General features: G+C 61.0%; 22 protein-coding genes. 9 read left to right on the top strand and 13 right to left on the bottom strand.

Going from position 1 to position 24,273, the window contains the following annotated elements; all coding sequences use genetic code 11:
• Positions 1–9: 9 nt before the first annotated feature.
• The 9 genes from K7431_RS17155 to K7431_RS17115 form a co-directional block, all read right to left on the bottom strand.
• Positions 10–939, bottom strand: coding sequence for a ketoacyl-ACP synthase III (locus K7431_RS17155; protein ID WP_015885203.1), 930 nt, complete (start codon positions 937–939; stop codon positions 10–12).
• A 276-nt stretch (positions 940–1,215) separates the two neighbouring features.
• A complete protein-coding gene (locus K7431_RS17150) occupies positions 1,216–2,838 on the bottom strand; it encodes a flagellar hook-associated protein 3 (protein WP_015885204.1) in 1,623 nt (540 codons plus the stop codon).
• A 14-nt stretch (positions 2,839–2,852) separates the two neighbouring features.
• Positions 2,853–4,901 carry a flagellar hook-associated protein FlgK gene (gene flgK, locus K7431_RS17145; RefSeq protein WP_015885205.1) on the bottom strand — a complete coding sequence of 683 codons (2,049 nt, stop codon included), beginning with the start codon at positions 4,899–4,901 and terminating at the stop codon, positions 2,853–2,855.
• A 10-nt stretch (positions 4,902–4,911) separates the two neighbouring features.
• On the bottom strand, positions 4,912–6,183 hold the full coding sequence (flgJ, locus tag K7431_RS17140) for a flagellar assembly peptidoglycan hydrolase FlgJ (protein WP_043205712.1): 1,272 nt from the start codon (positions 6,181–6,183) through the stop codon (positions 4,912–4,914).
• Between the two features lie 4 nt (positions 6,184–6,187).
• Positions 6,188–7,294: a flagellar basal body P-ring protein FlgI gene (locus K7431_RS17135; RefSeq protein WP_015885207.1), complete on the bottom strand. Its 1,107-nt coding sequence runs from the start codon at positions 7,292–7,294 to the stop codon at positions 6,188–6,190.
• A gap of 9 nt (positions 7,295–7,303) precedes the next feature.
• On the bottom strand, positions 7,304–7,999 hold the full coding sequence (gene flgH / locus K7431_RS17130) for a flagellar basal body L-ring protein FlgH (protein WP_015885208.1): 696 nt from the start codon (positions 7,997–7,999) through the stop codon (positions 7,304–7,306).
• Positions 8,000–8,050: 51 nt separating this feature from the next.
• Positions 8,051–8,836: a flagellar basal-body rod protein FlgG gene (flgG, locus tag K7431_RS17125; RefSeq protein WP_005790105.1), complete on the bottom strand. Its 786-nt coding sequence runs from the start codon at positions 8,834–8,836 to the stop codon at positions 8,051–8,053.
• 62 nt (positions 8,837–8,898) lie between these two features.
• Entirely contained in the window at positions 8,899–9,639 is a 741-nt protein-coding gene (locus K7431_RS17120) for a flagellar basal body rod protein FlgF (RefSeq protein ID WP_015885209.1), read from the bottom strand.
• Between the two features lie 347 nt (positions 9,640–9,986).
• The gene (locus tag K7431_RS17115) at positions 9,987–11,549 is read right to left on the bottom strand and encodes a sigma-54-dependent phenylalanine hydroxylase transcriptional regulator PhhR (RefSeq protein WP_015885210.1); all 1,563 of its coding nucleotides are present in this window, start codon (positions 11,547–11,549) and stop codon (positions 9,987–9,989) included.
• A 257-nt stretch (positions 11,550–11,806) separates the two neighbouring features.
• Here K7431_RS17115 and phhA point away from each other — a divergent pair, with 257 nt between their 5' ends.
• The 3 genes from phhA (at position 11,807) to K7431_RS17100 (ending at position 14,244) form a co-directional block, all read left to right on the top strand.
• Positions 11,807–12,598, top strand: a complete 792-nt coding sequence (gene phhA / locus K7431_RS17110) for a phenylalanine 4-monooxygenase (protein WP_015885211.1) — start codon at positions 11,807–11,809, stop codon at positions 12,596–12,598.
• 96 nt (positions 12,599–12,694) lie between these two features.
• Positions 12,695–13,051, top strand: coding sequence for a 4a-hydroxytetrahydrobiopterin dehydratase (locus tag K7431_RS17105; protein WP_010208721.1), 357 nt, complete (start codon positions 12,695–12,697; stop codon positions 13,049–13,051).
• Entirely contained in the window at positions 13,051–14,244 is a 1,194-nt protein-coding gene (locus K7431_RS17100; RefSeq protein ID WP_015885212.1) for an amino acid aminotransferase, read from the top strand. The genes K7431_RS17105 and K7431_RS17100 overlap by 1 nt, the downstream gene beginning before the upstream one ends.
• A 126-nt stretch (positions 14,245–14,370) precedes the next feature.
• On the opposite strand, the gene K7431_RS17095 is transcribed toward K7431_RS17100, so the two are convergent.
• Positions 14,371–15,180: a UDP-2,3-diacylglucosamine diphosphatase gene (locus tag K7431_RS17095; protein WP_015885213.1), complete on the bottom strand. Its 810-nt coding sequence runs from the start codon at positions 15,178–15,180 to the stop codon at positions 14,371–14,373.
• A gap of 137 nt (positions 15,181–15,317) precedes the next feature.
• Here K7431_RS17095 and K7431_RS17090 point away from each other — a divergent pair, with 137 nt between their 5' ends.
• From K7431_RS17090 to K7431_RS17080, 3 genes are all read left to right on the top strand, one after another.
• On the top strand, positions 15,318–16,067 hold the full coding sequence (locus K7431_RS17090; RefSeq protein WP_015885214.1) for an AraC family transcriptional regulator: 750 nt from the start codon (positions 15,318–15,320) through the stop codon (positions 16,065–16,067).
• A 99-nt stretch (positions 16,068–16,166) separates the two neighbouring features.
• The gene (locus K7431_RS17085; protein ID WP_015885215.1) at positions 16,167–17,051 is read left to right on the top strand and encodes a DMT family transporter; all 885 of its coding nucleotides are present in this window, start codon (positions 16,167–16,169) and stop codon (positions 17,049–17,051) included.
• Between the two features lie 132 nt (positions 17,052–17,183).
• On the top strand, positions 17,184–17,465 hold the full coding sequence (locus tag K7431_RS17080) for a hypothetical protein (protein WP_015885216.1): 282 nt from the start codon (positions 17,184–17,186) through the stop codon (positions 17,463–17,465).
• Between the two features lie 40 nt (positions 17,466–17,505).
• Here the strand turns inward: K7431_RS17080 and K7431_RS17075 are convergent, their stop codons facing one another.
• Positions 17,506–17,793: a SelT/SelW/SelH family protein gene (locus tag K7431_RS17075; RefSeq protein ID WP_015885217.1), complete on the bottom strand. Its 288-nt coding sequence runs from the start codon at positions 17,791–17,793 to the stop codon at positions 17,506–17,508.
• Positions 17,794–17,877: 84 nt separating this feature from the next.
• Between K7431_RS17075 and K7431_RS17070 the strand changes: the two genes are divergently transcribed.
• Positions 17,878–20,067: a patatin-like phospholipase family protein gene (locus tag K7431_RS17070; protein ID WP_043205713.1), complete on the top strand. Its 2,190-nt coding sequence runs from the start codon at positions 17,878–17,880 to the stop codon at positions 20,065–20,067.
• 201 nt (positions 20,068–20,268) lie between these two features.
• On the opposite strand, the gene K7431_RS17065 is transcribed toward K7431_RS17070, so the two are convergent.
• Positions 20,269–20,703 (bottom strand): MarR family transcriptional regulator, encoded by a 435-nt coding sequence (locus K7431_RS17065; protein ID WP_015885219.1) that lies wholly within the window; start codon positions 20,701–20,703, stop codon positions 20,269–20,271.
• Positions 20,704–20,824: 121 nt separating this feature from the next.
• Positions 20,825–22,951, bottom strand: coding sequence for a DNA helicase RecQ (gene recQ / locus K7431_RS17060; RefSeq protein WP_015885220.1), 2,127 nt, complete (start codon positions 22,949–22,951; stop codon positions 20,825–20,827).
• A 276-nt stretch (positions 22,952–23,227) separates the two neighbouring features.
• Between recQ and K7431_RS17055 the strand changes: the two genes are divergently transcribed.
• Together K7431_RS17055 and K7431_RS17050 are read left to right on the top strand one after the other, a co-directional pair.
• The gene (locus tag K7431_RS17055) at positions 23,228–23,815 is read left to right on the top strand and encodes a UPF0149 family protein (RefSeq protein ID WP_015885221.1); all 588 of its coding nucleotides are present in this window, start codon (positions 23,228–23,230) and stop codon (positions 23,813–23,815) included.
• Between the two features lie 20 nt (positions 23,816–23,835).
• Complete coding sequence (locus tag K7431_RS17050) at positions 23,836–24,219, top strand: YbaN family protein (RefSeq protein ID WP_043205714.1); 384 nt, start codon at positions 23,836–23,838, stop codon at positions 24,217–24,219.
• The last annotated feature ends 54 nt before the right edge of the window (positions 24,220–24,273 follow it).

Genomic DNA, 24,273 nt, shown 5'->3' with positions numbered 1-24,273 from the left:
ATTAAAGCATCAAGGGCGATAAAGAATCGCCGAACCCCACGACAGGCCCACACCAAAACCACTGATGGCCACGCGCTTCCAGGTGGCGTCCATCACGTGTTTTTCCAGCAGCAACGGAATGCTCGATGAAACGGTGTTGCCGGTCTCGACCATGTCCTTGATGAACTTGTCCACCGGAGCGTCTTCAAACCGACGCGCCACGGCGTCGACAATGGCCGCACTACCCTGGTGAATGCAGAAGGCATCAATCTCGTCAGCCTTGAGGTCCGACTCGTTGAGCAGCTCGTGCAAATGCGCCGGTACTTTAAGCAGCGCGAAGTTGAACACCTGGCGGCCATTCATAAAGAACACGCCGTCGCTGACCTTAAGGTGCGGTGCGCCGGAACCGTCGGTGCCGAACTTGGACTTGCCGAGCAACCACGGCGCGTCTTCGCCCATCCAGGTGGCGGTGGCAGCATCGCCGAACAGCATGGTGGTGTTGCGGTCTTCCGGGTCGACGATCTTCGAGTACGGGTCGGCGGTGATCAACAGGCCGTTTTTCAAGCCCGTGGCCTCCATGAAGCCTTTCATCGCATAGATGCCATACACGTAGCCCGAGCAGCCCAGGGAAATATCGAACGCGGCGACGTGAGTCGGCAGGCCGAGTTTGTCCTGGACGATGGCGGCGGTGTGGGGCAAGCCCTCTTCATCACCGTTCTGGGTCACGACGATCAGTGCGTCGATGGACTCGCGCTTCAAATCCGGGTTGTTGGCAAACAAAGCGTTGACCGCTTCGACACACAGGTCAGACGTTTCCTGCGCGGCATCCTTGCGCGGCAAAAACGCCGAACCGATCTTGCCAATGATGAACTCTTCATCCTTGGCGAATTTGGCACCCTGAGCGTAGTTATCGATCCCGTCTGCCGGCACGTAACTGGCGATGCTTTTTATGCCAATCATTGTGGCTTCCCAATACTAAATAGCTGGAGAACACCCCAGGGCCTGGGCCCGGAGTGCTGACAATAAAGGGGATAACCCCATAAAAATCTCGCTGAAAGCCGCCTCGCAAGGACCCTGTGACGACTTATCCTTTTCACACGATACAGTGAAGATGCGCTTTATGACTCACAGGTCACTCAATTTTGTGTGCTTTGTGCAAAACCTTCAAACAATTAAACCCCATAAACGACAATGGCCCGCCCTGTTTCCAGAGCGGGCCGCTTGACGTAATGCCGCTTACATCTTGTTGAACAGGCTCAACTGCGAGATTTTCACGAAGGCCAATTGCGAGGCTTCCAGCATGGTTTGCTGAAGTGTCAGGTTGATCGCGGCCTCGCCCATGTCGATGTTCGCCAGCGCGCTCATTGTGGTTTTATTGGCTAGGCCGACGCTTTCGTTTTCGCTGGACTGCACCGTTAGGGCGTTCTGCCGCGCGCCAATGGAGCCGCGCACATTGTCCACCTGATCGGAAGAACTGGTCAGGTTACTTACAGCGGAGTTCAGGGCATCCTGCAGCTTAATGCGTGCCCCCGGGATACCATCAGCCGGTTGCTCCAGAGCCTTGCGCAACTGACTCAAGGTGTCGAGGGCACTCTGGGTTTTCTGGGTGCTTGCGCCGACCGAAAACTGATCACCGACATTGGGCGTACCGCTCAGGCCAAAGGTAACACCCGCTGCCGTGATCGAATTCGGCGTGGTGGTGGTGTCGATGACGCCCGAATCAATCGCCTTGCTGTTGGCGCTGTACGGCTGCGTAAACACCTGGAAAGCCGTCGGGTCGGTGTCGCTGAACTTGATCACCACGCCGCTGTTGGCCGGAAAGGTGCTGGCATATTTGGCAGGGCTGCTGACGGTGGCATTTGTCAGTTGCGTCGCTGAGGTATTACTCGCGGTGCGCGACACGTTGAACACGTCCGGCTTGGCGGAAAGGCTGAACTCGCGGCCTTTGACCATCGCATCAGCGTCAGGCCCAGTAGCCTTGTCGGTGAGATCAACGGTGATATCAAATTTGACCCCACGCAGGTTGACGCTGGCGCTGCCCTCCTTGGTAGAGTCGAATGTCCCATTACCTGGGAGCTGCGAGGTAATGTCGTTGTTGTTTTTGTCCGTTACCACGTACTGGGTGCTGCTGGTAAAGGTCAGCTTGTACGGCTGGCCGTCGGCGAAGGACTTGTTGTAGTCGACACCCGATGTCACCAAACCGGCCGAGATGGCGACTTTGTTGTCATCCACTTGCGACGGTGTTGTCGCAGGTGGCACAGGAGCAGGCGTGGTGTATTTGGTCTGGGTGCGGCTGTTGTTGGCCGCCCCTTCCAGAATGGTCTTGCCGGTGTCGCCTGCGCGAACGGTCAACGTCTCGGAAACCTGCAGACTGAGCTCATTCTCGTCACCCTGATAGTTGTAGGTGCCGTCAATGTTACGTGAGTACGGTGGCGTCTCGGTCTTGGAACCGGAGAACAGGTAGTTGCCCGCCGCATCCTTGCTGTTGAGCAAGCCCAGCAGTTGGTCCTCAAGGGCACCCACCTCGACCGAGATGGATTTGCGGTCGGCATCACTGGTGACGCCACCGGCCTTCAACGCCAACTGGCTGGCGGCCTGGATCGTCGCACTGATCGCCGTCAGCACACTTTCTTCGTTAGTCAGCGAACTCTGGATGTTGGAAATATTGCCGCTGAACTGCGCCAGCATATCTTTCTGCTGCTGCAACATCAGCAAACGCTGCGCGGCCACCGGATCATCTCCAGCGGTCTGTACACGCACGCCGGAACTCGCCTGCTCTTGAGCCTGTACTACGCCGGAATAGTTGTTCTGGTACTTGGCGGCACTGGTGTCGAAATACTGCTGTGTAGAAATGCGCATCGTCCCAGACTCCCTTAAAGACTATTAATCAGCGTGCTGAAGGTTTCTTGCGCAGCCTTGATGATCTGCGACGACGCTGTGTAGTACTGCTGGAACTTGATCATGTCGCCCGCCTCTTCGTCCAGGTTGACCTGGGACACGGAGTTGCGCGCATTTTTGTTAGCCGTCAGCAACGCATTGGTGGCCGTGGTGTCAGTGGTGGCCGCAGCGGCCTTGGCGCCAACGGTGGACACCAACTTGCTGTTGGCCCCGACCAGGCTGGTGCCGCCGGTACCATCTGTCGCCACGCCCACGGTGGCCTTGGTTTGCAGATTCAGCAGTTGCTGGGCATTGCGGTTGTCGGATACGCCCGTGGCGTTAAACGAAAAGGTGGTGCTGTCCCCATCGGTCGGCGAGCCCGCAACCGTGGTGTCAAAGCCAAAACTCTTGGCCGGCACCACCAGGGCACCGCTGGCATCACGCATCGGCACGTTGACGGTGATTTTATTGGCCTGCCCCGGAATGATGGTCCCCGAGCCGATAGGATCGCCCTTGGCGTCGTTAAGGGTATAGCTCTGAGTGCCATCAGCCGCCGGCTTGCCGAACACCATCTTCACCGGCATCGAATTTTCAATGCCAACGCGAAGCTGCGCGGTAGTGGCGCCACCCTGGATATCCAAGGGCAGGGTCAGGGTCGGCGGTGTGAAGCTACCGGTACCCTGGTTGGTTTTGCTGGCCTCCCCTTTCAGCGGCGCGGCAAACGCAATCTTGCTCGGGTCGTTGAGGACAGTACCGATATCCTGGGCGCCACTGGCGGTCGGGCTGACTTTAAAGCTGTCACCCGCCTGCATCGGTCCGTTCGTGAGTTCCAGGGTAAAACCATCGATCACCGAGGGCGGTGTAGCCGAGATATCAAACGCGCCCATGGCTTTGCCATCAGAGCGCTCGACGGTGACTTTGTTGAGATCGGCAGGGTCGCTGAAGGTGACCTTGTAATCGAAGTTGGTCAGCTTGCTGGTGTCCTTGATCGTAACACCCAGGCTACCAACGCCCTGATTGCCTTGAGCGGAAAGGCTACGCAGCGCGACAGACGCAGCGCTGTTGATGTCCTTGAACATCGACGAGCCGAATTCGCCGTTCAAGTCGATGCCCTGGCCCAGCTGGCTGTTGATCGTATCGGCAGTGACGATAGCAATGCGACCCAGGTCATTGATGGCCGGCATCAACACATCGCTGCGATAGCGCAGCAAGCCTCCGATGCTGCCACCACTGATCACATTGCCCAGGTCCATCGCCGTCCCGCCAGACGCATTCATCTGAATCGTGTACTGGCTGGTGTCGCTCTTGCTCGGTACGGCGGAAAGGGTGTTGGACCGATCGCCCAGCACCAGGGACTGGCCGGTACCGGTGCTGACGCTGAACACACCGTTCTTCTCGCTGGCGTTCACGCCGATCAACTCATTGAGCGAACGTACGGCTTCGGCGCGCGCGTCCAGCAGGTTGGCCGGGGTGGTGTTCGAAGACCCCTGCACCTGGGTGATCTGCTTGTTGAGCGAAGCAATCGACGAGGTCAGCTGGTTGACCTGATCAGTCAAGGAGGTCAGCTGGCTGTTAATGGTTTCTTTCTGCTGGCTCAACTGGCTGGAGATCGAGTTGAAGCGGTTGCTCAATGTCTGGGCGCTGGTCAGCAGTATCTGGCGAGCCGAGGTATCGCTCGGATTGGCCGAGGCGGTCTGAACAGCGGCAAAGAACGAGCTGAGTACGGACGACATGCCCGTCGTCTTGTCCGACAACGTCTTGTCCACGGCGCTCACTTGGTCCAGGTAAGCCTTGGCATCGCTATTGAGCGAGGTGCTGTTCTGGTACGCCGTGTCCAGGTATTCGTTGTACACCCGGCGCACGTCGGCCAGGGTGGTGCCGCTGCCGATGAACACGCCGCCATACTGGTTCGACGCATTGGCGCTCTGGATGGTCTGCTGACGCGAATAGCCTGCGGTATTGGCGTTGGCGATGTTGTTACTCAAGACCGACAACGATCCTTGAGCGGCGTTAAGCCCCGACATCCCGATATTGAGCAAACTCATGGTTCAGACCTTATAAATGAGTGGTTGCGCCAGCGGCAGCGTAGTTCTGGTAACTGTTCATCGTTTTAGCGATCTGCGAAATCTTGCTGGCGTAGGCCGGGTCGGTTGCGTACCCGGCTTTTTGCAACTCGCGTACAAACTGTTCCGGGTTGTCGGCCGACTTCACAACTTCTTTATAGCGGTCATTGCTTTGCAGCAAGGTCACCAGGTCGTGGAAGCTGTCCTGGTACGAGTTGTAGGAACGGAACTGCGCCGTCTCCTTGACCATCGCCCCGTCGCGGAACTCGCTGGTGATTGCACGGGCCTGGCCGCCCTGCCAACTCTGGCCGGCCTTGATGCCGAACAGGTTATGGCTGCTGCTGCCGTCTTCGGCGCGCATCACCGATTTACCCCAACCGGTTTCCAGCGCGGCCTGGGCCACCAGGTACTTCGGATCGATACCAATGCGCGCGGCAGCCGCCTTGGCCATCGGCAACATCGTGGCGACAAATTCATCCTGCGAACTGAAGGCTTTTTTCGCCGGCGCCAGCGGTGGCTGGGCCACGGCGCGACCGTAGACCTGCATGCGCCCGCTCGGCACGGCGAAGGTGCGCGCGGTGCTGTTGACCACGTTGTCGTCGGCGGCACTGTTACGCAGCGGTGCGCTTTTGGCATCGATCGCGACCGGAGCATTCGGCACGATGCCGGCGAGCAAGCGATCGGTCAGTTTGCTTGGCAAGGCGATACGGCGCTGGTTCATCAGCTCCATGTCGTTGCTGTGGGACGCTGCGGCGCCAGCCTGGGGCTCAGCCACGCGATACGCCCACAACGGGCGCTGGCCATTGGAGCGGCCCAACGGACCCTCTGCCTGGGTGCCTGCGGCAATTTCCGTCGGCACAGCGACTTTTTTCGCCGACTCGGCCGCCGCCGGGCCTTGCAGCGTGGCGGCCTGGGCCTCCACCGGTTTGTTCTTCTGCATCTGGCGCATCAGCACGTCGGCCAGGCCGATACCACCGCCTTCACGGGACATCGAGACGGCCAACTGCTGGTCGTACATTTCCTGGTACTGCTTGGCCGCCGGCGTGTTCAGCGGGTTGTCTTTACCCAACGCCTCGGTAGCCGAACGCATGGACTTGAGCATCTCGCTCAAAAACAGCGATTCGAACTCCTGCGCCACCTTGCGCATGTTGCCTTCGCTGTTCTTGTCGTCGCCGACCTTGAGCTGGTTAAGCCGGTTCAAGTCGGAGTAAGACCCCGAGTCCGCCGTGCTGCTTATACCGCTCTTGCGCATATCCATGGCCATGGCCTCAGATCACGATCAGGTCGGCTTGCAAGGCGCCGGCCTGTTTCAATGCTTCAAGGATCGCCATCAAGTCACCGGGCGCCGCGCCCACCTGGTTCACCGCACGGACAATCTCATCCAGGGTGGTGCCGGGGCCGAACTTGAACATCGGCTTGGCTTCTTGCTGGGCGTTGACGCGCGAGCGTGGCACCACCGCCGTCTGGCCGTTGGACAAAGGCCCAGGCTGGCTGACGATAGGGTCTTCGGTGATGGTCACGGTCAGGCTGCCGTGGGTCACCGCAGCGGGCGACACCTTGACGTTCTGGCCGATCACGATGGTACCGGTCCGCGAGTTGATGATGACTTTGGCCACCGCCTGCCCTGGGTCCACTTCAAGGTTTTCCAGGATCGACAGGTAATCCACGCGTTGGCTTGGGTCCAGCGGCGCGGTGACGCGGATCGAGCCGCCGTCGATGGCCTGGGCGACGCCAGGGCCGAGCATGTCGTTGATCTTGTCGACCACGCGCTTGGCGGTGGTGAAGTCGGAGCGGTTGAGGTTCAGGGTCAGGCTGTTGCCCTGGTTGAAACCGCTCGGCACGGTGCGTTCAACCGTGGCGCCGCCCGGAATACGACCGGCCGACGGCACGTTGACGGTGATCTTCGAACCGTCACGGCCTTCGGCATCGAACCCGCCCACCACCAGGTTGCCCTGGGCGATGGCGTAGACGTTGCCATCGATACCTTTCAAAGGCGTCATCAGCAAGGTGCCGCCGCGCAGGCTTTTCGAGTTACCGATGGACGACACCGTAATGTCCACCACCTGGCCCGGCTTGGAGAACGCCGGCAAGTCAGCACTGATGGACACGGCCGCGACGTTTTTCAACTGCACGTTGCCCGAGCCCGCCGGTACCTTGATGCCGAACTGCGAGAGCATGTTGTTGAAGGTCTGCAGGGTGAACGGCGTCTGGGTGGTCTGGTCACCCGTACCGCTGAGCCCCACCACCAGGCCGTAGCCGATCAACTGGTTGGAACGCACGCCGGAAATGCTGGCGATGTCTTTCAGGCGCTCGGCCTGGGCGACAGCGCTCAAGGAAAGCAGGAGTGCGGCCGCCAACAGCTGTTTGAAGTTCAAAGTGGCCACCTAGAAAGGGAACAGCGGGCTAAGGAAGAAACGGTCGAACCAGCCCGGCTGACTCGCATCAGCAAACGAACCTGTACCCGAGTAGGTAATGCGCGCATCGGCAATCCGCGTCGACGGCACGGTATTGTCGGTGGAGATGTCATCGGCGCGGACCATACCGGCAATGCGCACCAATTCGTCGCCGGTGTTAAGCGTCATCCACTTCTCACCGCGTACGGCAATGATGCCGTTGGGTAATACATCGGCGACAGTCACGGTGATCGAACCGGTCAAGCTGTTGCCCTGCCCTGCGGAACTCTTGCCGTTGGTGGCGCGGTCACCGCTGTAGCCGGCGCTCAAGCTCAAGTCGCCATCGCCCAGGGGGTTGTTGGTGTTCGGCACGGCACCAAACAACGAGGTCAGGCCGATCCCCGTCTTGCTGGTCTTGCCCACCTGCGAGTTGGCGTTCTTGCTGGCCTGGGTCTTCTCGTTCAAGGTGATGGTGATGATGTCACCGACCCGGAACGCCTTGCGGTCGCTGTACAGGTTCTGTTCGAAACCGGCCTGGTAGATCGAGCCATTGTTGGCAGCCGCCGGCAACGGCGTGCGTGGCAACACCGGCGCGTAGTATGGGTCATTGGGCTTTGGCGTCGGGGCGACACAGCCCGCGAGCACGGCAATCCCACTCAATGCCAAAACAGAAACATAGCGATTCATGACCCTTACCTCACGGTGTTGCAGGCGCCCTCAAGAGCGCCCCAGACTTGATTACAGATTCTGCGTTACGAACGAAAGCATCTGGTCGGCGGTGGAGATCACCTTGGAGTTCATCTCGTAGGCACGCTGGGTAGTGATCATGTTGACCATCTCCTCAACGGTGCTGACGTTGGAGGTTTCCAGGGTGCTTTGCAGCGTGGTGCCGAAGCCGTTCAGCCCAGGGGTGCCGATTTGCGGCGCGCCGCTGGAGGCGGTTTCCAGGAACAAGTTGTTACCCATGGCTTGCAGGCCGGCCGGGTTGATGAAGTCGGCGGTCTGCAGGTTGCCGATCACTTGCGACGCCGGGTTGCCGGCGACGGTGATCGACACGGTGCCGTCGTTACCCACGGTAAAGGTTTTGGCATCTGCTGGAACGACCACGGCCGGCTCCAGGGCAAAACCGTTGGCGGTCACGATCTGGCCGTTGGAGTCCAGGTGGAAAGTACCGTCACGGGTGTAGGAAGTAGTGCCGTCCGGTTGCAGGATCTGGAAGAAGCCACGGCCGTTGATGGCCATGTCCAGCGGCTGGCCGGTCTGTTGCAGGTTACCGGCGCTGAAGTTCTTCTGGGTGCCGACGATCTGCACACCGGTACCCAGTTGCAGGCCCGACGGCAGCTCGCTGTCCTGGGTCGACTGAGCGCCCGGCTGCTTCTTGATCTGATAGAGCAAGTCCTGGAACTCGGCACGGTCACGTTTGAAACCCGTGGTCGATACGTTGGCCAAGTTGTTGGAAATGGTGGTCAGGTTGGTGTCCTGGGCGGACAGGCCTGTTTTGGCAACCCATAGAGCCGGAAGCATGCTGTTCTCCTCTGTGCGCCTGTTTGTTGGCGCGACATCACAAATTAGTTAATGGGCTGCAATCAGCTCATCTGCATGACGCGCGTCATGGCCTGGTCGTCTTCTTTAGCGCTGTTCATCATCTTGATGTGCAGCTCAAACTGCTTGGAAAGCGCCAGCACTGCGGTCATTTCTTCCACCGCATTGACGTTGCTCGCCTGCAGGAAACCCGAGGTCAGCGTGACCGTCGCGTCAGCCTGGGCCGGCTGGCCATCCTTGGTGTGGATGGTGCCGTCCAAGCCTTTATTCATGTTCTTCAGGTCCGGCTGGACCAGCTTGATGCGGTCCACTTCCGCCATCACGCGCGGGCCTTCACCCATGGCGCGGATGCTGATGGTGCCGTCGGCACCCACTTCGATTTTCTGCTGCGGCGGCACGGCAATCGGCCCACCGTTGCCCATGATCGGCATGCCGTTGCCGGCCCGCAGAACGCCCAATGCGTCGACGTTCATGCTCGCGCTGCGCACGTAGGCTTCGCTGCCGTCCGGGGTCTGCACGGCCATCCAGCCATTGCCGCTGACGGCCACGTCCAGGTCACGGCCGGTCTCGATCATCGCGCCAGGAGAGAAGTCAGTGCCCGGGCGCTCGGTCAAGGCAAACGCCCGCGCCGGAAAGCTGTCACCGAACACCGGCATCGAACGCGCCTGCTCCAGGTCACGTTGGAAACCATTGGTGGAAATGTTCGCCAGGTTGTTGGCATGGGCCTTCTGCGCCAGAGCATTCTGGCTGGCGCCGGTCATTGCCACATAAAGGTACTTGTCCACGCTCTTTCCTCTTTCTGACGGACGCTTGCCGCCCACCGCTGTACTGATGAGGCTTAAGCAATTTGCGAACCAACTTTTAAAAAGAGCATGAAGTGCAGGCGGGGCGGGGGTTTGCGGCGAGGTATGAAGATTTCAGGATTGAGTGAGAGTCGAAAAAACGGCGGACTACTGCCGCCTGCGGCAAGCCCCGTCCTTGAAAGCGACAAAGATCGAATGTGGGAGGGGTTTACTGTGGTGAGCAGGCTTGCCCCGTGGTGAGCAGGCTTGCCCTGCGCCGGGCTGCGAAGCAGCCCCCTTGAATGGGGGCACAAGCCCCACTCACCACAGCAAGCCCCTTCCCAAAGGATTTATTTATTAGCCTTGAGAATTTCGTAGTCGCGCAGCTTGTTAGCGATGGTGGTGTGGGACACCCCCAGACGCTTGCCCATCTGCCGGCTGCTGGGATGCTCGGCATATAAGGCTTCGAGCACCGCTTTCTCGAACCGCCCGACAATCGCTTCCAGGCCACCCTCCAGCGAAAAATCGCCAAGCGGCTGACGCACCCCATAGTCCGGCAGCCGAATATGTTCGGCCTTGACCGTCCCGCCGTCACACAACGACACCGCTTGGAACAGCACGTTTTCCAACTGCCGCACATTGCCTGGCCAATGGTAATGACTCAGGCGATCCATCGCGGCGGGCGCTAGCGTGGGCAACGGGCAGCCGATCTGACGGCTGGCCTGGTCGAGAAAGTGCTCCACCAACGGCGCCAGGCCGTCGAGGCATTCGCGCAGGGGTGGGATATGCAGGGACAGCACGTTGAGGCGGTGGTAGAGGTCCTGGCGGAATTCGCCACGGGCGCACAGCTCGGACAAATCCACCTGGGTGGCGCAGATCACCCGCACATCCAGGTAAACCTCCTCATCACTGCCTACGCGGCGAAAGCAACCGTCCTGCAGGAAGCGCAGCAATTTCACCTGCAAGCGCGCGCTCATCTCCCCCACACCGTCAAGAAACAACGTACCGCCCGCCGTCAGTTCCAGCAGCCCCAACTTGCCTTCTGCACGTGCACCTTCGAACGCGCCGGGGCCGTAGCCGAACAACTCGGTCTCCGCCATCGACTCGGGCAGGCCGGCGCAGTTGAGCGCCATCAACGGCGATTGCCCACGCGGGCTGGCCAAGTGACAGGCGCGGGCCAGCAACTCCTTGCCGGTGCCGGTTTCGCCTTCTATTAATAGAGGCGCATCCAGCGGCGCCATGCGCCGGGCTTCGCGCACTACCGCAGCCATGACTTTGGAGCTCTGGAAAATGCTGTCAAAGCCGCGCAGCTCCTGCTTGCGCACGTTGTAGATGCGCTCACCCACGCGGTCCGCGCGGTGCAGGGTCAACACCGCGCCGGCCATGGCTTCGCTGTCGTCATGTTCGGACGATTGCAGCGGCGCGATGTCCGCCAGGAACACGTCACCCTTGACCTTGACCCGCAGACCATTGATCCGCGATTTGCTCGCACGCACCAGCTCCGGCAAATCAAAGTCTTCGGCATACCGCGACAACGGAATCCCCGGCACCTCGTCCACCCGCACCCCGAGCAACTGCGCCGCTGCACGGTTGGCGGCGACGATGGAGCCGCCCATGTCGATCGACAGCACCGGAAACTCCAGGGCACCGAGCAGCGCATTCAGCTCCATATGGCGCCGCTCGCTGGGCATCAGCCCTACCCTTTTCACCCCGAACACTCCGGTAATCGCCTCGAACTGCGGGCGCAGCGCCTGAAACTGCATGTTCACCAGGTTCGGGCAGTACAGGTAAATGGCATTGCCATGCTCACCGCCCACTTCGCCCTTGGCGACGTTGACGCCGTACTCCACCAGCAGGTTGAGAATGTCCCGCAGGATGCCGATGCGGTTCTGGCAGTGCACTTTGATACGCATGAAGAGGCCCGAAATGTAGGTAGGCGCCGCGTGTTTTTGTCGCAGGACGCAGATAGTCGTCAAGATTATGTGACAGCCAGAAGGGTTTTCCCAGCCCAGCGCAACGGCCGGGCGCACAAGCGTAACGAATACTTTACGTAAATCAGTAAATTTTCCTACACGAGGGCGTTTTAAACAGATGGAATCCGGTCACGCACGGGTTATCAATAGGCTCATCGCAGGACATAACAAGAACGAATGCCTAGCAGGAGAGCCGTATGAAGCAGACGCAGTACGTGGCCCGCGAGCCCGACGCGCAAGGTTTTATCCACTACTCGCCGGAAGAACATGCGGTGTGGAACACCCTGATCACTCGCCAATTGAACGTGATCGAGGGTCGCGCCTGCCAGGAATACCTGGACGGCATCGACAAGCTCGGCCTGCCCCATGACCGGATTCCGCAACTGGGCGAAATCAACCAAGTGTTGGCCGAGACAACCGGCTGGCAAGTCGCCCGCGTACCGGCGCTGATCCCCTTCCAGACCTTCTTCGAATTGCTCGCCAACAAACAGTTTCCGGTGGCGACGTTTATCCGTACCCGTGAAGAACTGGACTACCTGCAAGAGCCGGATATTTTCCACGAGATCTTTGGCCACTGCCCGCTGCTGACCAACCCCTGGTTCGCCGAGTTCACCCACACCTACGGCAAGCTCGGTCTGGCGGCCACTAAGGAGCAACGGGTTTACCTGGCGCGCCTGTACTGGATGACCATCGAGTTCGGCCTGGTGGACACCCCGGAAGGCCGGCGTATCTACGGTGGCGGCATTCTGTCGTCGCCCAAGGAAACGGTGTACAGCCTGTCCTCTGAGCCTGAGCACCAGCTGTTCGACCCGCTGGAAGCGATGCGCACGCCCTATCGCATCGACATCCTGCAACCGCTGTACTTCGTGCTGCCCAACCTCAAGCGCCTGTTCGAAGTGGCGCAGGAGGACATCATGGGCATGGTTGAGCGCGGCATGCAGCTGGGTCTTCATGCTCCAAAGTTTCCGCCCAAACCCAAAGCCGCGTAAACCTTACATCTTGAGGCCAGGTGAGTCTGTTCCCTGGCCGCGCGTTGCTTTAGGGTGACGCTACTGACCTTCAACTTTCGAATTCAGGACACCCCCATGACCACCTTGAACCAAGCCCACTGCGAAGCCTGCCGCGCCGATGCCCCGCAAGTCAGCGATGAAGAGTTGCCGGTGCTGCTCAAGCAGATCCCCGACTGGAACATCGAAGTGCGCGACGGCGTGATGCAGTTGGAAAAGGTTTTCCTGTTCAAGAACTTCAAATTCGCCCTGGCTTTCACCAACGCCATGGGTGAAATCTCCGAAGCCGAAGGCCATCACCCCGGCCTGCTCACCGAGTGGGGCAAGGTCACCGTGACTTGGTGGAGCCACTCCATCAAAGGCCTGCACCGCAACGACTTCATCATGGCCGCGCGCACCGACGAAGTGGCCAAGGACGCCGAGGGCCGCAAGTAATGCATTTCGATGCCATTGGCCGCGTGCCCGGCGACCCGATCCTCGGGCTGATGGACCTGTACGCCCAGGACGCCAACCCGAACAAGTTCGACCTGGGCGTCGGCGTCTATAAGGACGACCAGGGCCTGACGCCGATCCCGCACTCGGTGAAACTGGCCGAGCAGCGCCTGGTGGACACCCAGGCCACCAAGACCTACATCGGCGGCCACGGTAACGCTGCGTTCGGCAAGCTGATCAGCGAGCTGGTGCTCGGTGCGGACTCTGCGCTGATCCGCGAACGCCGTGCCGGCGCCACCCAGACCCCAGGCGGCACGGGCGCCCTGCGCCTGAGCGCCGACTTTATCGCTCAAAACCTGCCGGGCCGTGGCGTCTGGCTGAGCAACCCGACCTGGCCGATTCACGAATCCATCTTTGCCAAGGCCGGGATCCCGGTCAGCCATTATCCGTACGTGGGCGCCGACAATCGCCTGGATGTGGCGGCGATGCTCGCCACCCTGTCCAGCGTGCCTCAGGGCGATGTCGTGCTGCTGCACGCCTGCTGCCACAACCCGACCGGTTTCGACCTGTCCCAGGATGACTGGCGCCAGGTGCTGCAGATCGTGCGCGAGCGCCAGTTGCTGCCGCTGATCGACTTCGCCTACCAGGGCTTTGGCGACGGCCTGGAGCAGGACGCCTGGGCGGTGCGCCTGTTTGCAGCCGAGCTGCCGGAAGTGCTGGTCACCAGTTCCTGCTCGAAGAACTTCGGCCTGTACAGCGATCGTGTCGGCGCGTTGATCGTGTGCGCGGCGGATGCGGAGAAGCTGACGGATGTGCGTAGCCAGTTGGCGAACACGGCGCGTAACCTGTGGTCGACGCCACCGGACCATGGTGCAGCGGTGGTGGCGACCATCCTCGGCGATGCCGAGCTGAAAAAACGCTGGAGCGACGAAGTAGAAGCCATGCGTTCGCGCATCGCACACCTGCGTTCCGGACTGGTGGAGGCGTTGGCGCCCCATGGCCTGTCGGAGCGGTATGCGCACATCGGCGCGCAGCGCGGCATGTTTTCCTATACCGGCCTGAGTGCCGAGCAGGTTAAACAACTGCGGGAGAAACACAGCGTGTACATGGTGAGTTCTGGCCGGGCGAATGTGGCAGGGATTGATGCCACGCGGTTGACGCTGCTGGCCAAAGCCATCGCCGACGTGTCCAACTGAAGAAACAGCATTAAAACTGTGGGAGGGGGCTTGCCCCCGATGGCGGTATATCAGTCAAGCTTACAGCGACTGACACTCTGCAATCGGGGGCAAGCCCCCTCCCACATTTGTGACCTGAGTAGCCCTTTAGCCTGTGACCATCTCGGCCTTAAGCTGCGCCTCCTTCGCCTGCGCATCCGCCAACCGATACAACTCGATACTCCCATCCCAGTGCTCGATCAACGCCGTGCACGACTCCACCCAATCCCCGCAGTTGAGGTAATCCACCTCGCCCACCTTGCGAATCTCCGCGTGGTGGATATGCCCGCAGACCACGCCGTGCAACTCGCGCTTGGTGACTTCGTGGGCGATGGCTTCTTCGAAATCGCTGATGAAGTTCACCGCCGTCTTGACCTTGTGCTTGAGGTACGCCGACAGCGACCAATAGCCATAGCCGTAGCGCGCACGCCAATGGTTCAGCCAGCGGTTCAGTGTGAGGGTGAACTCATAGGCCGAGTCGCCGAGAAATGCCAGCCAGCGGTGATAGCGAGTGATCACGTCGAACTGGTCGCCGTGGATCACCAGCAGGTGCCGGCCATCGGCAGTCACGTGCACGGCCTCGTCCACCAGTTGGATATTGCCCAGGATCAGCTTGGAGTAGCGGCGCAGGAATTCGTCGTGGTTGCCGGTAACGTAGATCACCTCGGTGCCGCGCTTGGCCATGGTCAACAGGCGGCGGATCACGTTGGTGTGGGCCTGGGGCCAATACATGCCGCCACGCAGTTTCCAACCGTCGATGATATCCCCTACCAGGTAGACCTTATCGGCGTGGTAGCCCTTGAGGAACTGCGACAAATGTTCGGCCTGGCAATCCCGTGTGCCCAGGTGCACGTCGGAAATCCACAGGGTACGCACCCGTTGCTTGCGGCTGGGCTTGGTCAACTCGGCACTGGTCATGGGCATCCCTCGACGGTGTTTTCGCGAGCTTGCGCCAGTGCGATTAATAGCCCATGACAACTGTGCGTCAGTCTGATGACAGCGCCCACCGACCGCGAAGCGTTGTAGACTGCCGACTTGCCGCCCAGGAGACCGCGATGAGCCCCACTCTCACGCTACGCCACTACCTCGAAGCGCCCATCGCCCACAGCCATGACCATGCGCAGTTGGTGTTCGGCCTGTCCGGGCACCTGGATCTGGAAGTCGACGGGCGTGGCAGCCAAGTGCGCGAAAGCAGCGTGATGGTGCTGCCCTTCTCCGCCCACCACGCCTGCGGCAGTCGCGACGGCAGCCGCTGCCTGGTGCTGGACGTGCCCACCGAGCACTGGGTGCTGCAATCCTTGGGCACGCATGCCGATGCCAGTCGCCGCCTGCTCGACCAACCGGCACGGCTGGCCCTGGATTCGCGGCAACACCAGTTGGTGCAATGGCTGGCGCAGAGCCCGGTGGATGACCCGCTGATCGCCCAGCAAGGCGCAGTGCTGTTGCTGGCCAGCCTCAACCATCCGTCTGCCCAACCGCTGCCGGGCCGGCGCCTGCCGTATGCGGCGTTCAACGCGCACATCGAGCGCCACCTAGCGCACCCGCTGCAGGTGGCTGACCTGGCACGCATCGCCGACCTCTCGGTAGCGCGCTTGCACGCACGCTTCATGGCGGAATGCGGGCAAACGCCCATGGACTATATCCGCAGTCGCCGCCTGCACATGGCCTTGGACCTGCTGCGCCAAACGCCTTTGCCGGTTGGTGAAATCGCCGATCGCGTCGGCTATACCTCGCAAAGTGCCTTTGCGGCCGCGATGCTGCGCGAGTTTGGCGCCTCGCCGGGCGCATTGCGACGCAACGCCTAGGAATAGCCTTGCGATAACAATCGCGAGCCGCACGACAGACGCCTGCACGGCCGAGCCACTAAACTGCGCTTCTGTCACACGCTTGATTCAAGGACTGCAATGACTCCCCGCTCAGCCCTCGGCGCCCTGCATATCGGTGCATTGATGTTTGGCCTTACCGGCGTATTCGGCAAACTGGCGGCCGCTTCACCGGCCATCATCGTCTTCGGACGCGCCGTGTTTGCCGTAGTGGCCCTGGCGGTATTCGCACGGTTCGCCAGCAACACCGCCTGGAAAACACTCGAGCGGCGCGACTGGCGTCGGCTGCTGGTGAGCGGCGTGTTGCTGGCGGCGCATTGGGTGACCTTCTTTATTGCGGTAAAGGTCGCCGGCGTTGCGGTGGCGACCCTGGGTTTCACTGCGTTTCCGGCCTTTACCGTGATTCTTGAAGGGCTGATTTTCCGCGAGCGTATCCGCGCCAATGAAATAGTGCTGGTGGTACTGGTCAGCGTCGGCCTGGTGCTGGTCACCCCGGACTTCAACCTCGCCAGCGAAGCCACCGGCGGCTTGCTCTGGGGGATCGCCTCGGGGCTGCTGTTTTCCCTGCTGTCGCTGAACAATCGCGCCAGTTCCGGCCGCATTCCGGCGGTGCAGGCCGCGTTGTGCCAGAACGTGGTGGTCGCGGTGTGCCTGTTGCCCGTGGCGGCACCGGGGCTGACCGAGGTGAGGGCGATTGACTGGCTGTGGATCGGCCTGCTCGGCGTGTTCTGCACCGGCCTGGCCCACAGTCTGTTTGTCGCCAGCCTCGCGGTGATCAAGGCGCGCACGGCCTCGGTGGTGTTTGCCATGGAGCCGGTCTACGGCATCACCGCGGCTTGGCTGCTGTTTGCCGAAACCCCGACGCTGCGGATGCTGCTGGGTGGCGTGCTGATCATCGTCGCTATCGTGCTTTCCGGACTGATGGGCAGTGCCAGCCAGGCCAAACAGCCTGCGGCGACGGCGTGATCTACACTTTAAACATCCGCAACAGTTTGTCGTCGTTCAACGGATAACCGACACCTCGACGACAGCCTGGGTATTTTCTGAAGTTGCTGCACGCGAGTGGTCACAACCTCAACGCGATGCGGGAGCTTTACCATGGAAATGCTCATCAGTTTGTTGGTGCAAATAATCAGCGGGACCATCGGCGGCAACATCGCCGGGATGACCAGGCAGAGTCTTGGGACAGGGCTTAACACCGTGATCGGGGGTGTCGGCGGGGCGCTGCTGGGCCAGATCGTCGCGGTACTGACGGGCGCCTCCGGTGGCGAAGCGCTGGATGTGGCGACCGTTGGCAGCAACATTGTCGGCGGTGGCGTCGGCGGGCTGGTGCTGACCTGGGTGATTGGCTTCATCAAGCAAAAAATGGCCGCCAAATAATCCCCCCTGCACGGTCACCGCCCGCCGACGGCGGTGACTTTTACTGCGTACGATCGTTGTGCCCCAGGTCACGCTGCGGGTCGATCTGGTCGCGCACGCGCTGCTTGAGCACCTTGGCTTCAGGGAAACCACCGTCGGCCTTACGCTCCCAGATCTGCACGCCATCGCACGTGATGCGAAATGCGCCACCGGTTGCCGGCGCCAGCGACACCTGGCCCAAGTCATCGGCGAACGTGCTCAACAATTCCTGCGCCAGCCACGCCGCGCGCAGCAACCACTGGCACTGGGTGCAATAGGTGATAACGATCTCGGGTTTGATCGAGGACATAATTTGAGAGGCTCCTGGCGTAACGGGCTCGGCGGATCGAGTGGCTATAATAGCGGCCTTTATCGCCCAGCCTCGAGATTCATGATGCGCCGCCTGCTGTCCTGCCTGTTCCTGTGCCTACTCCCTCTTGTTGCCGACGCCCTTGAACCGCCACGCCCAAAAATCGGCCTGGTGCTGTCCGGTGGCGCCGCCCGTGGGCTGGCGCATATCGGCGTGCTCAAGGCGCTGGAAGAGCAAGGCATCCAGATCGATGCGATTGCCGGCACCAGCATGGGTGCGGTGATCGGTGGGCTGTACGCCTCCGGCTACAAAATCGACGAGCTGGAAAAGCTCGCGCTGAGCATCGACTGGCAACAGGCCCTGTCCGACGCACCGCCCCGCGAGGACGTACCGTTCCGGCGCAAGCAGGATGACCGGGATTTCCTGGTCAAACAGAAACTCAGCTTTCGTGACGACGGTAGCCTGGGCCTGCCACTGGGCGTGATCCAGGGCCAGAACCTGGCGCTGCTGCTGGAAAGCATGTTCGCCCACAGCAGCAACACGCGAAATTTCGACAAGCTGCCGATTCCCTTCCGCGCGGTGGCGACCGATATCACCACCGGCGAGAAGGTGGTGTTCCGCAAGGGCCACCTGCCCCAGGTGATCCGTGCCAGCATGTCGATCCCGGCGGTATTCGCCCCGGTGGAGCTGGACGGTCGGCTGCTGGTGGACGGCGGCATGACCGATAACATCCCGCTGGACGTGGCGCGGGAGATGGGCGTGGATATCGCCATCGTCGTCGACATCGGCACCCCACTGCGCTCGCGCAAGCAACTGGCGACGGTGGTGGACGTGCTCAACCAGTCCATCACGCTGATGACACGGCGCAACTCCGAAGAACAACTCAAGGACTTGCACCCCAAGGATGTGCTGATCCAGCCACCGCTCGCCGCCTATGGCGTGACCGACTTCGGCCGCGCCAAGGACATGATCGACGCCGGCTACCGCGCGACTCGCGCCCTCGACGTGCGCCTGGCCCACCTGCGTCCTGCCGAACCGATCGACCCGCAACTGGTGGCCGCGCGTACCCCCGGCGAGCGCACCCCGGTGATCACCGCGATCACCGTGGAAAACGATTCGAAAGTCAGCGACGACGTGATCCGCTACTACATTCGCCAACCCCTGGGCGAGCCGTTGAACCTGGGCCGCCTGCAGTCGGACATGGGCACCTTGTACGGCCTGGATTACTTCGAGCAGGTGCAATACCGCGTGGTCAAGAAAGGCCAGGACAACACCCTGGTGATCAGCGCGCGCGGCAAACGCAGCGGCACCGATTACCTGCGCCTCGGCCTGAACCTCTCGGATGACATGCGCGGCGACAGCGCCTTCAACCTCGGCGCCAGCTACCGCATGAACGGTATCAACCGCCTCGGCGCCGAGTGGCTGACGCGGGTGCAGATCGGTGATCGGCAAGAGCTGTACAGCGAGTTCTACCAGCCGATGGACACCGGCTCGCGTTACTTTGTCGCGCCTTATATCAGCGCCCAAGCACAGAACGTCGAGCTGATCCTGGACAACGATCCCATCTCCGAATACCGCCTGGAACGCTACGGCTTCGGCTTGAACGTCGGCAGGCAGATTGGCAACAGCGGCGAGATCCGCTTCGGCGTCGGCGAGGCTTGGGGCAAGGCGGATGTACGCATCGGCGACCGGGACCTGCCCAGTGTGAGCTTCAGCGAAGGCTTCTATGAACTGAAGTACTCCTTCGACTCCCTGGACAATGTGTACTTCCCCCATACCGGCGAAGACATCGGCCTGGCCTACCGCGAATTCGAACCGGGGCTGGGCTCGGACCAGCGCTACCGCCAATGGGAATTCAAGTTGGACAAGGCCATGAGCCACGGCCCGGACACCCTGGTGCTGGGGGGACGCTACGGGCGCACGCTGGATGATTCGGATGTGGTGATTTCCAGCTTCCTGCTGGGCGGTGCGCGGCAGCTGTCGGGCTTCCGCCAGGACGCCATCTCAGGCCAGAACATCAGCCTGATGCGAGCGGTGTATTACCGTCGACTGACGCCACGTTCGTACCTGCCGCTGGATTTCCCGCTGTACCTCGGTGCGTCATTGGAACGCGGCCGGGCGTGGAACAACGACAATGAATTCGACAGCGGCTACATCAACGCGGCGAGTATCTTCCTGGGGTTTGATACACCGTTGGGGCCGCTGAATTTCAGTTATGGGTTCAACGATGATAATCAGAAGGCGGTGTATCTGAACCTGGGGCAGACGTTCTGACACATGAGGGGATTGTAGTGAGCGGGCTTGCCCCGCGCTGGGCTGCGAAGCGGCCCCGAAACCAGGCGACTGATTTCTGACTGAAGAAGCGCGGTGACTGCAGTGGGGCTGCTTCGCAGCCCAGCGCGGGGCAAGCCCGCTCACCACAGCAGCCCGCTCACCACAGCAGGCCCGCCCAGTGTCAATCAGCGTTTGTTTGCCTCAGGACTTTTCCAGATTCGCCAGAATGTGCCCATGCACCCGCATACACACTCGCAAATCGGCTTCATCCACCCCCACAAACAACTCATGACGCAAAGCGGTAGCAATCGTCTCGATCTGCTCAATCAACGGCCGGGCGGTATCACACAGCAGAATGCGCTTGGCACGACGGTCTTCCACCACCGCCTGGCGTTGCACCAGGCCTTGACCTTCCAGGCTGTCCAGCAGGCGAGCCAGTGTCGGCCCTTCGACGCCGACGCTTTGCGCCAATTCGCGCTGGGTGGGTGCATCCTCGAAACGGGCCAAGTGCAACAGCACCAGCCAGCGCGCCTGGGACAAGCCCAGCCCCGCCAAACGGCGGTCGAGCTCGGCGCGCCAACCACGGGACATTTGCGCCAGCTGCATGCCAAATCGGTGTTGATCGGTTAACGGCATAAAAAACTCATGTTTTAGACTGAAAATAAAGTGTGGCTAATTATTAGTCAGCTAAGCATGCGCTCTTCCCGTAGGCAAGAGTTGCTATGTACTGATTCGTTACATTGTCGTAATTGGCGCACTAAATTTCGAATTCAGACTGCAAAGCGGCCCTTACGCAGTACAAGACACCCTCAGGAACACGCCCTGTAAACAGCGGTGCGATCTCCGCAACTGGTGGCAATTCGCCCTCTCCGTCCAGGAACGCGTCTTGGATCTCGCCGAGCAAATCTTCCGGCAAATCAAGCGCCTGCTCCAACGACAGCTGCTGCTTGCCGATGGATTCAGCCAACAAGGTGTAGACGTTTTTTTCCGAGCATTGCAGCTGACCGGCGATCTGGATCGGGGTCATGCCTGCGCGGGCCAGGCTGATCAATTCATGGCGAATATCGGCGATTTCCTTCGGCGCTTCGGCCTGGCCGCCCAGCACTTCGAGGAAGGCCTGGCCGTAGCGCTCGAGCTTGCGCGCACCCACGCCGCTGACCCGCGCCATTTCAGCCATGCTGGTGGGCTGCTCGCGCAACATCTCCAGCAAGGTGGAGTCGGGGAAAATAACGTAAGGCGGCACGCTGTGTTCCTGCGCCAGTTTGCGCCGCAGGGTGCGCAAGGCTTCCCACTGTTCGCGCTCTTCGCCACGCACCAGTTGGCTGGCCTGGCTGGTGCTGCTCTTGGCGGTGGTCTGCGGCTTGAGGTCGCGGCGCAGCTCAAGGCTGACTTCGCCCTTGAGCAATGGCCGGCAACTGTCATTCAGGCGCAAACCGCCATACCCTTCGATGTCGATATCCACCAAGCCACGCGCGACCATCTGCCGGAACAGCGAACGCCATTCGCCCTCAGCGCGGGCCTTGCCCACGCCATAGACCGACAGTTTTTCGTGGCCGAAGCTGCGGACCTTCTCGTTATCCTTGCCCAGTAATACATCCACCAAATGACCCACGCCATAACGCTGGCCGGTGCGGTAAATAGCGGACAAACCCTGGCGCGCGGGTTCAGTGGCGTCCCAGGTCTGCACGCCGTCGACGCAGTTGTCGCAATGGCCGCAGGGTTGGGGCATGTCTTCGTCGAAATACGCGAGCAAGGTCTGGCGACGGCAACGGGTCTCTTCACACAGCGAGAGCATCGCGTCGAGCTTGTGCTGCTCCAGGCGCTTGTGACGCTCGTCACCCTCGGAGTTTTGCAACATCTGCTTGAGCATCACCACGTCTTGCAGGCCGTAGACCATCCAGGCATCCGCCGGCAGGCCATCACGGCCGGCACGCCCGGTTTCCTGGTAGTACGCCTCAAGGGATTTGGGCAGGTCCATATGCGCCACGAAGCGCACGTTGGATTTGTCGATGCCCATGCCGAACGCGATGGTGGCCACCATGATCAGGCCTTCCTCGTTGAGGAAGCGCTTCTGGTGGGCGGAGCGCGTTTCGTTAGGCAGGCCCGCGTGGTAAGGCAGCGCCGGGTAACCTTGTTCGCAGAGGAACGCGGCGACTTCATCGACCTTCTTGCGCGACAGGCAATAGACGATGCCGGCATCGCTGCGCCGCTCGGACAGGAAGGCCAGCAACTGCTTGCGCGGCTGCTCCTTGGGCACGATGCGGTAGAAGATATTCGGCCGGTCGAAGCTCGACAGGAAGCGCTCGGCGTTCTGCAGGTGCAGGCGCTCGACGATTTCTTCGCGGGTGCGCTTGTCGGCGGTGGCGGTCAGGGCAATGCGCGGCACATCGGGAAACAGTTCCGCCAACTGGCCGAGCTGCAGGTATTCGCGACGGAAATCGTGGCCCCATTGCGACACGCAGTGGGCCTCGTCGATCGCGAAGAGGGCGATTTCCAGGCTTTGCAAAAAGGCCAGCATGCGTGGCTGCACCAGGCGCTCGGGAGCGAGGTAGAGCATCTTCACCTCACCGCGCTTGATGCGTGCAGCCAGGTCGCGCTGCTGCTCGGCGCTGAGGGTGGAGTTCAAGGACGCGGCGGCGACACCCAGCTCTTCCAGGGTCGCCACCTGATCGTCCATCAACGCGATCAGCGGCGACACCACCACGGCCAAGCCATTGCGCAACAGCGCCGGCACCTGGAAACACAATGACTTGCCACCACCGGTAGGCATCAAGACCAGGGCGTCACCGCCACTGGCCACGCGCTCAATGATCGCACCCTGGCGGCCACGAAAACTGTCGTAGCCGAAGATGTCCTTGAGGACGCGTTGAGCCTGCTCGAGCATGTATAACTCCAAAATAGTGCCGAAATCCCTCTGTACAGGCTGGCCGAGAAAACACGTTCTCACGGGAAATAATCCGTAAGCGAAGTTTTCTCGGACTGGCGCTTGGCCTGCAAGGGCATCACAAAACGCGGCAGTATACCCGAGCGATCCCCGGCAAAGGGCGCCACTGACGAACAGCGAGCGCTATCTAAAACCTGGCAAATATGCAGTGTGGCTGGCCTGGGCGCTCAAGAAGGCCTAGAATTCAGCATCGTTTATTCCCAAGGTAGTCCTTCAATGTCCTTCGCTGAGCAACTAACCCGCCTGCAAGCCTTCCTCGACGCCGATGAGCTGCATGACGAGGCGCTGGACTACGTGGCCGCCCACGGCTACCTGACCGCCCTGTCGATCTGCTCCGAGGTCGTGCCCGACCGCGAATGGATCGACGCACTGTTCGCCGAAGAGCCGCACTACGCCGACGCCGCCCAGCGCGAAGAAATCGAATCCACCCTGCTGGCCCTCAAGGCCCACATCGGTCGCCAACTGGCCTCCGACGAGGAATTCGAATTGCCATGCGAGCTGGACCTGGGCGAAGAGCCAGATGATTCCGACCTGCGCGGCTGGTGCATCGGCTTCATGGAAGGCGTGTTCCTGCGCGAAGCCGCCTGGTTCGAAACCGCCGAGGAAGAAGTCAGCGAAATGCTGCTGCCGATCATGGTCGGTTCGGGCCTGTTCGACGACCAGCCGGAGTTCTCCGACATCGCCGCCGACGCCAACCTGATGGATGACATGATCGTACAGATCCCGGAAGCCCTGACCGCGCTGTACCTGCTGTGCAACGCCCCTGACGAAAAACCGGCGATCCTCAAGCCACGTCACCACTGAGTCGCTTGCCCGTGACACCCATGGGCAATCGTTCTCTGCTCCTGCGCTACGTGCTGCTGGCCATCGGCTGGTTGAGCGTAGCGCTGGGGGTGATCGGCATTTTCCTACCGGTATTGCCGACAACGCCCTTTCTGTTGCTCGCCGCCGCCTGCTTCGCTCGAAGCTCCCCGCGCTTCTACCACTGGCTGGTGCAACACCCGCGCCTGGGCCCGTGGATCCGTGATTACCTGGACGGCAACGGTATCCCGCTCAAAGGCAAGGTCTACGCCATTGGCTTGATGTGGCTGAGCATCGGTGTTTCCTGCTACCTGGTGCCCCTGCCGTGGGCGCGTGGTTTCATGCTGACCAGCGCCGTGCTGGTGACACTCTACATCCTGCGCCAGAAAACCCTGCCACCTCGCTGAGCGCCCCTGCGACATTCGATCCCACACGACCTTGGTCGACACTGACTAACCCCA

Origin of the sequence: Pseudomonas fluorescens group sp., assembly GCF_020093335.1 — a bacterium.
GTDB lineage: Bacteria > Pseudomonadota > Gammaproteobacteria > Pseudomonadales > Pseudomonadaceae > Aquipseudomonas > Aquipseudomonas petroselini.
This window is presented reverse-complemented; position numbering and strand designations above follow the sequence as displayed.

Coding starts and splice junctions, on each gene's coding strand:
- K7431_RS17155 (WP_015885203.1), bottom strand. CDS start 939: ATGATTGGCATAAAAAGCATCGCCAGTTACGTGCCGGCAGACGGGATC.
- K7431_RS17150 (WP_015885204.1), bottom strand. CDS start 2,838: ATGCGCATTTCTACACAGCAGTATTTCGACACCAGTGCCGCCAAGTAC.
- flgK (WP_015885205.1), bottom strand. CDS start 4,901: ATGAGTTTGCTCAATATCGGGATGTCGGGGCTTAACGCCGCTCAAGGA.
- flgJ (WP_043205712.1), bottom strand. CDS start 6,183: ATGGCCATGGATATGCGCAAGAGCGGTATAAGCAGCACGGCGGACTCG.
- flgH (WP_015885208.1), bottom strand. CDS start 7,999: ATGAATCGCTATGTTTCTGTTTTGGCATTGAGTGGGATTGCCGTGCTC.
- flgG (WP_005790105.1), bottom strand. CDS start 8,836: ATGCTTCCGGCTCTATGGGTTGCCAAAACAGGCCTGTCCGCCCAGGAC.
- K7431_RS17115 (WP_015885210.1), bottom strand. CDS start 11,549: ATGCGTATCAAAGTGCACTGCCAGAACCGCATCGGCATCCTGCGGGAC.
- phhA (WP_015885211.1), top strand. CDS start 11,807: ATGAAGCAGACGCAGTACGTGGCCCGCGAGCCCGACGCGCAAGGTTTT.
- K7431_RS17105 (WP_010208721.1), top strand. CDS start 12,695: ATGACCACCTTGAACCAAGCCCACTGCGAAGCCTGCCGCGCCGATGCC.
- K7431_RS17100 (WP_015885212.1), top strand. CDS start 13,051: ATGCATTTCGATGCCATTGGCCGCGTGCCCGGCGACCCGATCCTCGGG.
- K7431_RS17095 (WP_015885213.1), bottom strand. CDS start 15,180: ATGACCAGTGCCGAGTTGACCAAGCCCAGCCGCAAGCAACGGGTGCGT.
- K7431_RS17090 (WP_015885214.1), top strand. CDS start 15,318: ATGAGCCCCACTCTCACGCTACGCCACTACCTCGAAGCGCCCATCGCC.
- K7431_RS17085 (WP_015885215.1), top strand. CDS start 16,167: ATGACTCCCCGCTCAGCCCTCGGCGCCCTGCATATCGGTGCATTGATG.
- K7431_RS17080 (WP_015885216.1), top strand. CDS start 17,184: ATGGAAATGCTCATCAGTTTGTTGGTGCAAATAATCAGCGGGACCATC.
- K7431_RS17075 (WP_015885217.1), bottom strand. CDS start 17,793: ATGTCCTCGATCAAACCCGAGATCGTTATCACCTATTGCACCCAGTGC.
- K7431_RS17070 (WP_043205713.1), top strand. CDS start 17,878: ATGCGCCGCCTGCTGTCCTGCCTGTTCCTGTGCCTACTCCCTCTTGTT.
- K7431_RS17065 (WP_015885219.1), bottom strand. CDS start 20,703: ATGCCGTTAACCGATCAACACCGATTTGGCATGCAGCTGGCGCAAATG.
- recQ (WP_015885220.1), bottom strand. CDS start 22,951: ATGCTCGAGCAGGCTCAACGCGTCCTCAAGGACATCTTCGGCTACGAC.
- K7431_RS17055 (WP_015885221.1), top strand. CDS start 23,228: ATGTCCTTCGCTGAGCAACTAACCCGCCTGCAAGCCTTCCTCGACGCC.
- K7431_RS17050 (WP_043205714.1), top strand. CDS start 23,836: ATGGGCAATCGTTCTCTGCTCCTGCGCTACGTGCTGCTGGCCATCGGC.